We start from the raw sequence: 12,637 nt of genomic DNA on the forward strand, positions 1-12,637 counted from the left end.
AAGCCTCCAAAAGCCGCGTGACGGTACTTTTCCGCGAAGAGGCCCAGAATGTTGACGGATGCAGCACTCAAGTGCATGAAACCAAAAGCAAAAATGTACAAGGTGACCGATCGTGACGGCATGTATGTGCGTGTCGCGCCGACAGGCGGCATCTCGTTCAGGCTCGACTATCGGCTGAACGGCAGGCGGGAGACCGTCCATCTCGGCAAGTACGCCCGAGATGGGATCTCGCTCGCCCGCGCGCGGGAATTGTGCCTGGACGCGAAACGCATGATCGCCGAGGGGCGGTCCCCCGCCATCGAGAAGCAGCGGGAGAAGCGCCGGATCAAGGAGGCCAAGAGCTTCGGCGAGTTCGGCGAGAAGTGGCTGACGGGCGCGCCCATGGCGGACAGCACGCGCGCCATGCGCCGCGCCATATTCGAGCGTGAACTCAAGCCGGTCTGGCAGAACCGTTTGCTGACCGAAATCACGCCTGATGACCTGCGCGCCCACTGCGCCAAGATCGTGGAACGGGGCGCGCCCGCGACGGCCATCCATGTGCGGGATATCCTGAAGCAGATCTACGCCTTCGCCATCCTCCACGGCGAGAAGGTCGCGAACCCGGCCGATGACGTTGGTCCGGCTTCGATTGCCACGTTCACGCCCAAGGACCGGGCGCTTTCGCCGACCGAGATCCGCATCATGCTCAAGCAACTGGAGCATGTCGCGACGCTGCCGACGATCCGGCTCGGCATGAAGCTCTACCTCCTCACCATGGTCCGGAAGAGCGAACTACAGGACGCGGTCTGGGATGAAGTCGATTTCGAAAACGCCGTCTGGACGATCCCGAAGGAGCGCATGAAGCGATCGAAGCCGCACAATGTCTACCTGTGCCGGCAGACCCTCGACATCATGATCGCGCTCAAGACCTGCGCCGGTAATTCCCGGTATCTGCTGCCTTCCCGCTACGATGCGGATGCGCCGATGTCGCGGGCGACCTTCAACCGGGTCACCTACGCGGTCGTCGAACAGGCCAAGAAGGAGGGGCTGCCGCTGGAGCCTTTCACCGTGCATGACCTGCGTCGCACTGGTTCGACGCTGCTCAATGAGTTGGGCTTCAACCGCGACTGGATCGAAAAGTGCCTGGCGCACGAGGACGGGCGTTCATCACGCGGCGTCTACAACAAGGCCGAATACGAGGTTCAGCGTCGCCACATGATGCAGGAATGGGCCGACACCGTCGATGCCTGGGTCGAGGGACGGAAGTATGTTCCGACGCTGCTGCCGACAGTCATGCCGTCTATCGCGCTCGATCCTGCCCTTTGACCGGGTGGGACTTGCGCTTGGTGACGTCGGGATGCTGTGCGCGATGGATCGGCTTCGCGCGCCGCGCCAGCAACCAGGCGTGGACCTCGGCGAGATCCCAGACGATGCAGCGCGGTGACAGCGCGAAGCGGCGTGAAATTCGCCGCGCTGCTCTATTTGATAGATGACTCTGCTATGAAGGGCGGTGCCGATTGTCCAAGCGGCGCCCGCACTTGGGCTGTAACTTGTCGGCGACGCGATGAGCGCGACTTTCACTATCGACGAAATCAAAATCGGGGAGGCGGTCAAGGCGCCGCTCCTGTACCGGAAGGAAGCGAAATGAGGATCGAATGCCTCGGCATGAAAGGGCTCTGACGGTGGCCGCGCTCAAGTTCTCCTTGATCCCCATGTTTGCGATCATGATTGGTGCGTTTCTCGCGGCGTGGCGCACGCCCGGCGAGAAACAGGTCGCGGTCGTGCAGCATCTGGCGGCGGGCGTGGTGTTCGCTGCCGCTGCGACGGAGATCCTGCCCCAAGTGATGCACGGCGGTTCTCCGATGGCGACGGTGATCGGCGGGGCGCTGGGCGTTGCAGTGATGCTCGGCCTGAAGTCGGCGGAAAGCCGATGGCAGGGTCCGGTGGCGCTGCTTGCTGCGATCGGTCTCGATCTGGCGATTGACGGCCTGGTCCTCGGCCTTGCCTTCATCGCCGGCGAGAGGGCGGGAATATTGTTGGCCGTCGCGCTGACCTTGGAAGTGTTGTTCCTGGCCCTGACCCTTACCATCGATCTGGCGGGCCGGTATCCCAAGGCGAAGGCGATCGGCCTGACTTGCGCGTTGGCGCTGCTGGTGCCGATGGGTGCGCTGATCGCGCAGCCGGTGGCATTGCTGCCGCCAGTATGGATCACCGGGTTCTTGAGCTTCGGCCTGATGGCGTTGCTCTACCTTGTCACCGAAGAACTGCTGGTCGAAGCGCACGAGAAGCCGGACTCGCCGCTTATCTCCGCGATGTTCTTCGTCGGCTTCCTGGCGATTCTCCTGCTTGAGGAAATCATGGCATGACGGCTCAGCCGGAGGCAAAGGTTGCCGCCGAGCGGCGTACGCTCGGGATCGCGGGCAGCAACAGCGTCTTGGTCGATGCGCGGGCTGAAACCAAGATCGGAGCATGTTTCGACCTGGTGGAACCACCAGACTCGAAAACTATGCGGAAAGACAAGTACATAGAGCGTCCGTTCTGGTGCAATCAGAACGCGACGCCCTCTAGGGCGGAGACAGCGTGATGACCGACAAGTTCGAACTGGATATTCCCGTCTTGCTGCCCGAGGTTCCCGACGCGGCCGACGCCTGTGTCGGCCGCCTCGTTTCGACATTGAGCGCCAAGCCCGGCGTTGAGCGCGCGCACGTTCTGGCCGCCGATGGCGATACGCCGGCAAAGCTGTGCATCCATTTCGACGGCGAAGCGCTGCCGCTGTCACGCGTGCGCGACATGGTGCGGGCGGCAGGCGCCGAGATTAGCGGGCGATACGGTCATGCGACATGGCAGGTCGAAGGAATCGGCCACGAACGCCGCGCCCGCACCGTCGGCGAGACCCTGTGCCAGATGCCCGGCGTGCTGCAGGCCGATGCCAGCGCCTCGGGCAGCGTTCGCGTGGAATATGACAAGGAACTAGTCGACGAGGCAGCGATCGTCGCGGCGCTGGGCAAGCTCAAGGTCAAACCGGGCAAGCGGACGGGCTCCAATCAGGCCGGTGGTCATGCTGGACACGATCACGGCGCCGGCGACCATGCCGGCCACGATCACGGGCCTGGCGGCCATGCCGAAGGCGCGGAAAAGCACGGACCGGGCGATGGCCACGATCACGCCCATGCCAATTTCCTTGGCCCCAATACGGAGCTGATCTTCGCGCTCGCCTGCGGCGCGCTGCTGGCGATCGGCTTCGCGATCGAAAAGCTGGTTGCGGGTGCCCCCGACTGGCTGCCGACCGCCTTCTATGTGGGTGCCTATGTGTTCGGAGGCTTCTTCACGCTGCGCGAGGCGATCGACAATCTGAAGCTCAAGAAATTCGAGATCGACACGCTGATGCTCGTCGCGGCCGCCGGTGCCGCGGCGCTCGGCGCCTTTGCGGAAGGCGCGCTACTGCTGTTTCTGTTCAGCCTCGGCCATGCGCTCGAGCATTATGCGATGGGTCGCGCCAAGCGCGCGATCGAGGCGCTGGCCGAACTCGCGCCCGACAAGGCGACGGTGCGCCGTGAAGGGCAGACCTCGGAAATCCCCGTCGAAGAGCTGGTGGTCGGCGACGTCGTGATCGTGCGACCGAACGAGCGCCTGCCCGCTGACGGCTTCCTCATCAAGGGGTCGAGCGCGATCAACCAGGCCCCAGTCACCGGCGAGAGCATCCCGGTCGACAAGGAACCCGTCGCAGATGTCGAGACGGCGCGCGCCAAGCCCGATGCCGTTGACGCTGCGTCACGGATTTTTGCTGGGACGATCAACGGCGGCGGCGCGATTGAAATCGAAGTGACACGGCGCTCCAACGAAAGCGCGCTCGCCAAGGTCGTGAAGATGGTGAGCGAAGCGGAGACGCAGAAATCCCCGACCCAGCGGTTCACCGATCGGTTCGAACGCATCTTCGTGCCGGTGGTGCTGGCGCTGTCGTTTATCCTGCTGTTTGCCTGGGTCGTCGTCGACGAGCCGTTCCGCGACAGCTTCTACCGGGCGATGGCGGTGCTGGTTGCCGCCAGCCCTTGTGCACTGGCCATCGCCACCCCCAGCGCGGTTCTATCAGGTGTCGCGCGGGCCGCACGCGGCGGGGTACTGGTCAAAGGCGGCGCGCCGCTCGAGAATCTCGGCTCTCTGAAGGCGATCGCGTTCGACAAGACCGGTACGCTGACGGAAGGGCGTCCACGCATCACCGATGTCGTCCCGGTCGATGGCGCGACCGAAGAGGATCTGTTGGCGCTCGCCGTCGCGGTCGAGGGCTTGAGCGATCACCCGCTGGCACAGGCGATCGTGAAGGACGGCCGCGAGCGCCTGGGTGGGCGGGAGCTGCCGGAAGCGACCGATCTCAAGAGCCTGACGGGACGCGGCGTCACCGCAACTGTCGATGGCGAGACGGTATGGATCGGCAAGGCCGAGATGTTCGGCGTGGAGGGCATCCCCACACTGAACGCGGCCGCGACCGACGCCATCGCCACCCTGCGTGAAAACGGGCGGACGACGATGGTGGTCCGCAAGGGCGATAAGGACATCGGCGCGATTGGGCTGATGGACACCCCGCGTGAGGCGGCCAAGGTCGCGCTCAAGCGGCTGCGCGAAATGGGCATCACCCGGATGATCATGATCTCAGGTGATCACCAGAAGGTGGCCGACGCCATCGCCAGGGATGTTGGGCTCGACGAGGCATGGGGCAACCTGATGCCGGAGGACAAGGTTGCTGCGATCAAGAAGCTCGCTGGCGAAGACAAGGTTGCGATGGTCGGTGATGGCGTCAACGATGCGCCGGCGATGGCAAGCGCGACCGTCGGCATCGCGATGGGTGCTGCAGGCTCGGACGTGGCGCTGGAAACGGCCGACGTCGCGCTTATGGCTGACGATCTCGCGCATCTGCCGTTCGCGGTGGGGCTGAGCCGCCACACCCGTGGCATCATCCGGCAGAATGTGTTCGTCAGCCTCGGCGTCGTCGCGTTCCTCGTGCCCGCGACGATCCTGGGCCTGGGCATCGGCCCGGCGGTCGCGATGCACGAAGGCTCGACGCTGCTGGTCGTGTTCAACGCGCTGCGGCTTCTCGCCTACCGCGATCCGGCAAAGCAGGCGGCATGACGGCGGATCGTTACGATGCATTGATCGTCGGCGGCGGACCGGCGGGTCTCACGGCGGCGATCTACTTGGCGCGTTATCACCGTCGGGTCGTTGTGGTCGATGAAGGGCACAGCCGGGCGATGTGGATACCGCTCTCCCACAACCACGCCGGCTTTCCAGACGGCATCGCCGGCGACGAGCTGCTGCGGCGAATGCGCGAACACGCGGAACGCTACGGTGCCACGATCCTGACGGACCGGATCGAGACGATCGTTGGAAGGGCCGATGCCTTCGAAGCCCAAGGGTCCACAGTGACGATCGCCGCGCGCGCCGTTCTGATCGCAACCGGGGTCGAGAATCGCCGCCCTGCGCTTGGTGCCGATACGCACCGCGACGCCTTGCAGCGGGGGATGCTGCGCTATTGTCCGGTCTGCGACGCCTACGAGGCGACCGGGCTGGCGATTGGGGTGATCGGCGCGAACACGCACGGCGTTGCCGAGGCGCTGTTCCTACGCACATTCTCGGATCGGATCACGCTTGTTGCGCAGGAGACGATCGACCTTGGTGCCGGCGATCGCGCGGCGCTCGCGGCGGCCGGGATCGCAATCGCACCGAAGCCGCTGGCCCGGATGGACTTTTCGGGCGATCGAGTTGCGATCCACCTGATCGACGGCAGCGAGTTGCACTTCGACACGGTTTATCCGGCACTCGGGTCGGACAGCAACAACGCGCTCGCGCGTCAGCTCGGCGTCGAGTTGAGCGAGGATCGCTGCATCGTCGTCGATACCAAGCAGCGGGCGAGCGTCGCCGGCGTCTATGCGGCGGGCGATATCGTCATGTCGCTCGATCAGATCAGCGTCGCGATGGGCCACGCGGCGATCGCCGGGACCGCCCTCCATAATGATCTCCGCAACCGCGACGGGAAGGGCACCGCGTCGTGAAATGGTTGATTGTATTCGACCTCGACGGGACGCTTGCGGATAGCAAGCGGCCCTTATCGCCCGAGATGGCGGCGACGCTCGCACCACTGTTGGCCTTGATCGATGTCGTGGTGATCTCGGGCGGGGAGTGGCCGCAGTTCGCCCGCCAAGTCGTTTCGGAGGCGTCATATGATGCACAAATGCGCTGATATCGTAGACGCCTGGGTGGAAGGCCGGAAGCATATTCCGACGCTGCTTCCGTCCGCTATGCCTGTTGTTGCGCTCGATCCCGCCCTTTGACAGGCCGGCACTTGCGCTTTGTGACGTCTGGATGCTGTGCGCGATGGATCGGCTTGGCACGCCGCGCCAGCAACCAGGCCTGAACCTCGGCGAGATCCCAGACAATGCAGCGCGGTGACAGCGCGAAGCGGCGTGGAAAGTCGCCGCGCTGCTCCATCTCGTAAATCGTGCTGTCTGCGAGCGGCACCATCTCGCGCAGATGGTGCCGCCTGATGGTCTTCCGGATCTCCAGAGGCTCACTCTGACCCATGCTCAATCTCCTTCGCGGCTGTTGCTGGCGATTGAGAACGATAGGTGCCGATACCGGAAGTCCCGTCTGAGTGGCGTGCGGCAATTGCGGACTCTAGCGTAGAAATCGGCGGGTCCTAATCAGTGCTGACAGGGCAGCCGGATATCCGTCAGTCCACAGAATCTGCACGACTCGGCGCACGCGTTGCGCGCCGTAATTGCGCCGTTCAGATCACGCACCATTTACTGCTTACTCCGGCGAGATGCGATCCGGAAGTCCGCAAGCGACGTAGCAATAGTCGAGCGTGCGGCGCTTAAGGATTTCGTGGGCGGCGGTAGCGAGGAGACGGAGAAGACCCATATTCTGATCGGAACGGTTCTCGGGGGCTGAATGGGCTACGTTTGCAAAGACCTTTGCATCATGGGGAACCATCGTGCCGAGATCGAAGATCGAGCTACGCCACGTGCGTTACATCATCGCCGCCGCGGAATGCGGCAGCTTCCGACGCGCGGCACAGGATCTCGGCGTCGAGCAGTCGGCTATCAGCCGCCGCATCCGTGATGTCGAGGATGAGATCGGCGCTCAGCTGTTCCGCCGTCATCCTGCCGGCGTCGACCTGACGGACATCGGCAAACAATTCCTGCATCAGGCCGCCCCTGGGGCTCGCCAGATCGGATCGGCGCTCGACGGCGCAAGAACAGTGGCGAACAGAGGACGGCATCTTCGGATCGGCGTGTTCGGTCCTCTGACCATGGGCTTTCTGTCCGAGCTTTTCGGGGCCTTTCGGGGTGACCGCCCGGGGGTCAAGCTGCGGTTCAGCGAGGGCAGCTGTCCCGAACTTATCGCGGCCGTGCGGCGGGGGCAGCTTGATGTTGGTATCGTCGCCGAAGTATTGCCCGCGAAGGGCTTTGACGTGACGCAATTGTGGGCCGAGCCTGTGTACGTGGCAATGCCGGACGGTGACCCACTTGCCGATCAGAAGGCGCTGCGGTGGGAGGACTTGCGTGATCGGCACTTTGTGGTGACCGATTTACCGACCGGCGTTTTCGCGAAGGATTACCTGATGCGAAACCTCCAGACTTCGCCCGGAGACCTCCGGATCGAGCAATTGTCCGTCACTCGGGAATCTCTGATGCAGATCGTCGCGCATGGGGACGGCGTCACCATCGCAGGTAGCGCGCATGTCCGTTACGGAGTGCCAGGCATCACTTTTCGCCTGATCGAGGATGCAGTTCTCCGCTATGGTGCTGTCCACCCGCGAGGGGCGCTGCATCGGAACCTCGAGCGCCTGCTGGCGCTGGCAAAGTCTTTCTCGGAGCGTGATGACGCTTGGTTCGCCCGGCAACGGCTCATGCGTCCTGAGCATCGGCGCGTGCCGCACGTTGACTGCCATGGCGGCGCGCGCGGGCGAACCCCCGATCGGTTGCAATGAAGCGCTCGAGCATGGGCACGATCAGCTTCGTCGGATCGCCGATGGTCTGGCCCTGTTCGCGGCCGAGTGCTGCGGCGTAGGCGACGAGGTCCCGATGCAGCGGCGCAGGGAGTTCAATCGTCACCTTCACCGGCTTATCGTCGATGATCGGGCCGAGCTTCAGCTTGGTCATCACAACCCTCCATAAGGTTCGAGCACTAGGTCGCGGGTGACGATGACACGCACGGGGAACCCCGGTCTGATCGTGAGGGTCGGCGCGACATTGAGTTGCCGACGGATGATCTGCTGGCCTGCGTCGTTGATGGTGTCCTGCCCGCCGTTGCGGATCGCGCGGAGCAGCCGATCCTGATCGTCAACGGCGAGTTCCGCGCCGACCGACAGCAGTGTCGACAGGCCGGCAGCCTTGGCGAGATCCCACCAGTGATAGTCGACGCCATCCTGAAGACCCGCATAGCCTTGCGCGTCGGCTCCGGGTTGACGTTCCAGGACGATCGAACGGCCATTCGGGAGGATGAGCCGCTTCCAGACGAGCAGCACCCGGCGCTGACCGAAGCCGACATCGTTGCTGTACTCGCCGATCAGCCGCGTGCCCTGCGGCACGAGCAGGATGCGCCCGGTCGGGCTGTCGTAGACATGCTCCGTGACCTGCGCGGTGATCTGGCCGGGCAGGTCGGATCGGATGCCGGTGATGAGGGCCGCGGCGATGACAGCGCCGGTCTGAAGCACATAGGGCGATGCCGGACCCATCACGCGATCTGGCGAGACCGTGCGGCGATCCACGCCCGCATTCAGGAACGCGAGTTGGCGATCCTGCGCCGTCGGTGCGCCTGGCTGGCCCGGAAGACCCAACCCAGAGAGGCTCGGGCTGCCTGCTCCGCCAGCTGTTGCAATCGGAGCTGCGACGCGCGCCTCCGTCTGGAAGAAGACGCGGCTCGTTCGGGCAGCTTCTTCTTCCGCGCGCCTGCGCTGCTCGACCGGATCGACGGTGGGCGCTGCCGCCATCGGCGGCGTGACGGGCTGGCCACGATTTTGCGCATCGAGGATGGGGCGCCCCAGATCCCCGGGCAGCGGAGGCCCAAGCACCGGACCGGTATAGTCGCGTGGCAGGCCGGCGAGCCCGTCCGCGGTTCGCCGGTTCTGCGTTGAGTAACGCTCCTCACTGCCAGGGCCGATACTGCGCGTCTGAAGCGCATAGATGAGCGCGCCACCGACCCCGAGGGCGGCGACGAGACTGATACCGCCCAGCACCTTTCGCGACAGTCGGGTGACCCGGGGCGGTTCGGCGCGCAGCCGCATGGGCGCAGCGGCATCGTCGGGCGGTGTGCCGACCAGCGGTGCGTCGGCTTCGTTGGGCGTGTCGCGCTCGCTCATGACGCGGGCCTCCCATCGGTGCGAACGATCCGGACCGTCTGCTGGCGCTCGCCACTGCCGAGACGGAGCTCGGCGGCGCCGAACAGGCGGTCGACGATCAGGATGTTCTGGTGGATCCGGCTGTTGGCGATCTGCGGTTCGCCATCTGCGCCGATGACGAAGAGCGGCGGCATCTCGCCCTGAACGATCCCACGCGGGAACTCGACATAGACGCGGCGCCCGTCGTCGTAGACCGAAATTGGCCGCCACGGCGGCGTGTCGCCCGTGAGGCCGTAGCGATAGTTCCGTGCCGCAACGGCCGGGATCACTGGCGTTGCGGGCACTGCCTGTCTCTGCGAGGCGGGCGGCTGGGGATAGGCCCAGGCGACGGCCGGCATATAGGGGCGTTCGCCCGAGCGCAGCTCGATCATGTAGATGCGACGGTCGGTGGTGATGACCAGATTGGTCGTGATGTCTGGCTGTGTCGGCTTCACGAGGACATGGACGCGCCGGGTGATGCCCGAGCCGCTCTCGGTGTCGCCGATGATCCAGCGCGCCGTGTCGCCCGCAGCGATCGGGCCGGCGCCGGTCAGGCTCTCGCCTGGTTCCAGCGCGATGTTGGTGATCTGCCCGGGAGCGGCATAGACCTGATAGAGCGCGCCCTCGCTCCAGGGATAGATCTGGATCGAGTTGTAATACCCCTCGCGGCGTGGTTCGACGCGCGCGGCGGCGTTGGCATTCTCCACGCGGCCCGCCGGCGTCCCTGCGGCAGCGCCACCGCGCGCGGGTGTCCAGGCGGGCGGTGTGTGAAGCGGCCTTGGTGGCGCCTCCGTGACGGCAGCCGGCACAGGGGGAAGCGGCGGCACATCGGCGTCGTAGCTGACCTGTGGCGGCCGGTTGGTCGCGCAGCCGGCCAGCGCCAATCCGGAGATCAGCAAAAGCGCAGAGCCGGATAGGCGGAAGCTGCGGCTCGCGGATCGGCGGAGATGATCTCTCATTGACCCATCTCCCGCGACCAGTTGATGGCGTTGACGTAGATCCCAAGCGGATTGGCCCGCAGCCGCTCTGCGTCGCGCGGGGGTTGGATCACGATGGTCAGGATGGCTGTCCAGCGCTGTGTCGTGGAGAGCTGGCCGTTCTCGTACTGGCGTTCGGTCCAGGCAACGCGGAAGCTGTCAGGCGACGCGCGGATCACGCTCGACACTTCGACCGACACCTGCTGCTTCCCGACGCGGGTGAACGGATCGTTGGCGCTGGCGAAGTCATTGAGGGCCGCCGCGCCGCGATCGGTCGTGAACTCGTAGGCGCGCAGCCAATTCTGCCGCACGACTATGGCGTCGGCCGGGATCGAGCGGACCTGCTCGATGAACCGCGCCAGATGCCAGGCCACCTGCGGGTCGGTTGGGCGGTAGTCGGCCTGCGCTGGCGCGACCGCCTGCGCCTGGCCGAGATTGTCGACCTGCACCACCCACGGGACGATGGTCCCTCGCGCCGACTGCCAGACCAGCGCGGCAGCGAAGCCGGCGGAGAGGATCAGGCAGCCGAAGGCCATGAGCCGCCAGTTTCGGGCCTGGACACGCGCTGAGCCGATTCGATCATCCCAGATCTGCGCCGCGCGCTGATACGGCGTCTCGGGCTCGGGCGTCTTTCCATAGTGGGTTGCGGGTCGCTTGAAGAAGCTCATGTGCGGTCGCCTCCGGAGAGATTGATGGAAGAGCCGCCGCCGTGGCTGTCGCCCGATCGGATCGCGTGTGCCGCGAGTGTGACGCCGTGGCTCATGGTCTGCCCACGTCGCATGCGCTGCGCCCAAGCCGGCGGGCTGGCGGCAGAGCCTGTGGCTGCCGGTGCGGCCGAACCGGCATCATTCGCGACCGTTCCCATGCTCGAGGAACCGCCGGTGGCTCCGAAGCCGCTTTTGACGCCGGCGGCGAAGCTCGAGCGAACGCTTTGCGCGGCCCGGCGCAGCGGAGAGGCTGCCGCGCCGCCGGCCGCTCGTGCGACGCCGCCGAGGCCCGACGCGACGCCGGCGGCGCCCGACTGGCCGAGGGAACCGAGACTGTAGGCAGCGGAGGCGGCTCCCGCCGCGGTGGCTCCACCGCGCACGGCGGCGGCGCCGCCGGAAATGGCGCTCGCGCCACCGCGCAAGGCGAGCCCGGCCGCGCCGCCGGCAGCCATGGCTGCGCCGCCCGCGACGAGGCCGGTGCCGATAGCGGAGCCTGCGCCCAGTTGCGGGCCGCCGGAAACGATGCCGTTGGCGATACCCGGACCGAAGATGCCGAGACCGAGAAGCGACAGCGCCGCCAATACGACGGCCATCGCGTCGTCGATGGTCGGTGGTTGACCGCCGAATCCTGCTGTGAACTGACTGAACAGAGTCGAGCCGATGCCGATGATGACGGCGAGCACCAGTACCTTGATGCCAGACGAGATGACGTTGCCCAGCACGCGCTCGGCCATGAAGGCAGTCTTCCCGAACAGGCCGAACGGGATCAGGACGAAGCCGGCCAGCGTGGTCAGCTTGAATTCGATCAGCGTGATGAAGAGCTGGATGGCGAGGATGAAGAAGGCGAGCAGCACCAGCGCCCAGGCGAAGAGCAGGCAGGCGATCTGGATGAAGTTTTCGAAGAAGGCGATCCAGCCCATCAGGTTTGAGATGGATTCGAGCAGCGGCCTCGCCGCATCGAGACCCGTCTGCGCGACCCGGCCCGGGCGCATCAGGTCCTGGATGGAAAACCCGGTGCCAGACGCCTGAAGTCCGAGGCCGGCGAAGCTTTCGAAGACGATCCGCGCGAGGTTGTTCCAGTTGCCGATGATGTAGGCGAAGACGCCCACAAACAGCGTCTTCTTCACCAGACGCGCGATGATGTCGTCATCCGCGCCCCAGCTCCAGAACAGGGCGGCCAGCGTGACGTCGATGACGATCAGCGTCGTCGCGATGAACGCCACCTCGCCGCCGAGCAGGCCGAACCCGCTGTCGATGTAGGAGGTGAAGACTCCGAGGAAATTGTCGATGACGCCGCTTCCGCCCATGGCTCACCGCCCTTCGTCGGCGCGTCGCGGCGCGGTGCGGGTGCCAAGGAAACGGTCGCGGGTTTCGGCCCAGATGCGCAGACACTCGCTGTCTCTGGCGGCGGCTTCCCCCATCTGCTGGCACCGACGCTGGCCCTCGCGCAGCGGGTCCGGCGGCGCCTCAAGCACGGGCGTCGGCCGAGCCGCTGGCCTTTCCTCTTTCCGGGTCATCTCGATCGCCGTTGCCGTGATTGCGACGGAGACGAAGATGATTGCGCCCACGCGGGCCAGCGTCTTGCCGTCCATCCTGCTGTC

13 protein-coding genes are annotated in these 12,637 nt (G+C 65.5%); 6 read left to right on the plus strand and 7 right to left on the minus strand.

Translation table 11 applies throughout. The features are described from left to right. Nucleotides 1-48 precede the first annotated feature (48 nt). From BUB97_RS12430 to BUB97_RS12455, 5 genes are all read left to right on the plus strand, one after another. Nucleotides 49-1,305: a tyrosine-type recombinase/integrase gene (locus tag BUB97_RS12430; protein WP_073135170.1), complete on the plus strand. Its 1,257-nt coding sequence runs from the start codon at nucleotides 49-51 to the stop codon at nucleotides 1,303-1,305. Nucleotides 1,306-1,661: 356 nt separating this feature from the next. Next, a complete protein-coding gene (locus tag BUB97_RS12440) occupies nucleotides 1,662-2,345 on the plus strand; it encodes a ZIP family metal transporter (protein ID WP_073135293.1) in 684 nt (227 codons plus the stop codon). Nucleotides 2,346-2,562: 217 nt separating this feature from the next. Then, nucleotides 2,563-5,103: a heavy metal translocating P-type ATPase gene (locus BUB97_RS12445; RefSeq protein ID WP_073135172.1), complete on the plus strand. Its 2,541-nt coding sequence runs from the start codon at nucleotides 2,563-2,565 to the stop codon at nucleotides 5,101-5,103. Then, the gene (locus BUB97_RS12450; protein WP_073135174.1) at nucleotides 5,100-6,023 is read left to right on the plus strand and encodes an NAD(P)/FAD-dependent oxidoreductase; all 924 of its coding nucleotides are present in this window, start codon (nucleotides 5,100-5,102) and stop codon (nucleotides 6,021-6,023) included. Before BUB97_RS12445 ends, BUB97_RS12450 begins: the two co-directional genes overlap by 4 nt. Continuing rightward, complete coding sequence (locus BUB97_RS12455) at nucleotides 6,020-6,211, plus strand: HAD family hydrolase (RefSeq protein ID WP_217659656.1); 192 nt, start codon at nucleotides 6,020-6,022, stop codon at nucleotides 6,209-6,211. Before BUB97_RS12450 ends, BUB97_RS12455 begins: the two co-directional genes overlap by 4 nt. A 56-nt stretch (nucleotides 6,212-6,267) precedes the next feature. Here BUB97_RS12455 and BUB97_RS12460 read toward each other — a convergent pair whose 3' ends face one another. After that, a complete protein-coding gene (locus BUB97_RS12460) occupies nucleotides 6,268-6,552 on the minus strand; it encodes a helix-turn-helix transcriptional regulator (protein ID WP_073135176.1) in 285 nt (94 codons plus the stop codon). Between the two features lie 442 nt (nucleotides 6,553-6,994). Here BUB97_RS12460 and BUB97_RS12465 point away from each other — a divergent pair, with 442 nt between their 5' ends. Next, on the plus strand, nucleotides 6,995-7,963 hold the full coding sequence (locus BUB97_RS12465) for a LysR family transcriptional regulator (protein WP_139281338.1): 969 nt from the start codon (nucleotides 6,995-6,997) through the stop codon (nucleotides 7,961-7,963). Here BUB97_RS12465 and BUB97_RS12470 read toward each other — a convergent pair. Genes BUB97_RS12470 through trbK-alt form a run of 6 tightly spaced genes read right to left on the minus strand, consistent with a single transcriptional unit; the run spans nucleotide 7,881 to nucleotide 12,628 of the window. Then, entirely contained in the window at nucleotides 7,881-8,135 is a 255-nt protein-coding gene (locus BUB97_RS12470) for a DUF2274 domain-containing protein (RefSeq protein ID WP_073135179.1), read from the minus strand. The two genes, BUB97_RS12465 and BUB97_RS12470, sit on opposite strands and share 83 nt — an antisense overlap. After that, nucleotides 8,135-9,334: a TraB/TrbI/VirB10 family type IV secretion system protein gene (locus tag BUB97_RS12475; RefSeq protein WP_073135181.1), complete on the minus strand. Its 1,200-nt coding sequence runs from the start codon at nucleotides 9,332-9,334 to the stop codon at nucleotides 8,135-8,137. Before BUB97_RS12475 ends, BUB97_RS12470 begins: the two co-directional genes overlap by 1 nt. Continuing rightward, on the minus strand, nucleotides 9,331-10,311 hold the full coding sequence (gene trbG / locus BUB97_RS12480; protein WP_073135183.1) for a P-type conjugative transfer protein TrbG: 981 nt from the start codon (nucleotides 10,309-10,311) through the stop codon (nucleotides 9,331-9,333). Before trbG ends, BUB97_RS12475 begins: the two co-directional genes overlap by 4 nt. Continuing rightward, complete coding sequence (trbF, locus tag BUB97_RS12485; RefSeq protein WP_073135185.1) at nucleotides 10,308-10,997, minus strand: conjugal transfer protein TrbF; 690 nt, start codon at nucleotides 10,995-10,997, stop codon at nucleotides 10,308-10,310. Before trbF ends, trbG begins: the two co-directional genes overlap by 4 nt. Next, on the minus strand, nucleotides 10,994-12,343 hold the full coding sequence (gene trbL / locus BUB97_RS12490; protein ID WP_073135187.1) for a P-type conjugative transfer protein TrbL: 1,350 nt from the start codon (nucleotides 12,341-12,343) through the stop codon (nucleotides 10,994-10,996). Before trbL ends, trbF begins: the two co-directional genes overlap by 4 nt. Before the next feature lie 3 nt (nucleotides 12,344-12,346). Continuing rightward, complete coding sequence (gene trbK-alt / locus BUB97_RS12495) at nucleotides 12,347-12,628, minus strand: putative entry exclusion protein TrbK-alt (RefSeq protein ID WP_073135188.1); 282 nt, start codon at nucleotides 12,626-12,628, stop codon at nucleotides 12,347-12,349. Nucleotides 12,629-12,637: the final 9 nt, after the last annotated feature.

Origin of the sequence: Muricoccus roseus (assembly GCF_900141905.1) — a bacterium.
GTDB classification, from domain to species: Bacteria; Pseudomonadota; Alphaproteobacteria; order Acetobacterales; family Acetobacteraceae; genus Roseomonas; species Roseomonas rosea.

What these genes read in the sequence shown, in the direction of transcription:
- BUB97_RS12430 (WP_073135170.1), top strand. Translation starts at nt 49, where the DNA reads ATGTTGACGGATGCAGCACTCAAGTGCATGAAACCAAAAGCAAAAATG.
- BUB97_RS12445 (WP_073135172.1), top strand. Translation starts at nt 2,563, where the DNA reads ATGACCGACAAGTTCGAACTGGATATTCCCGTCTTGCTGCCCGAGGTT.
- BUB97_RS12450 (WP_073135174.1), top strand. Translation starts at nt 5,100, where the DNA reads ATGACGGCGGATCGTTACGATGCATTGATCGTCGGCGGCGGACCGGCG.
- BUB97_RS12460 (WP_073135176.1), bottom strand. Translation starts at nt 6,552, where the DNA reads ATGGGTCAGAGTGAGCCTCTGGAGATCCGGAAGACCATCAGGCGGCAC.
- BUB97_RS12470 (WP_073135179.1), bottom strand. Translation starts at nt 8,135, where the DNA reads ATGACCAAGCTGAAGCTCGGCCCGATCATCGACGATAAGCCGGTGAAG.
- BUB97_RS12475 (WP_073135181.1), bottom strand. Translation starts at nt 9,334, where the DNA reads ATGAGCGAGCGCGACACGCCCAACGAAGCCGACGCACCGCTGGTCGGC.
- trbG (WP_073135183.1), bottom strand. Translation starts at nt 10,311, where the DNA reads ATGAGAGATCATCTCCGCCGATCCGCGAGCCGCAGCTTCCGCCTATCC.
- trbF (WP_073135185.1), bottom strand. Translation starts at nt 10,997, where the DNA reads ATGAGCTTCTTCAAGCGACCCGCAACCCACTATGGAAAGACGCCCGAG.
- trbL (WP_073135187.1), bottom strand. Translation starts at nt 12,343, where the DNA reads ATGGGCGGAAGCGGCGTCATCGACAATTTCCTCGGAGTCTTCACCTCC.
- trbK-alt (WP_073135188.1), bottom strand. Translation starts at nt 12,628, where the DNA reads ATGGACGGCAAGACGCTGGCCCGCGTGGGCGCAATCATCTTCGTCTCC.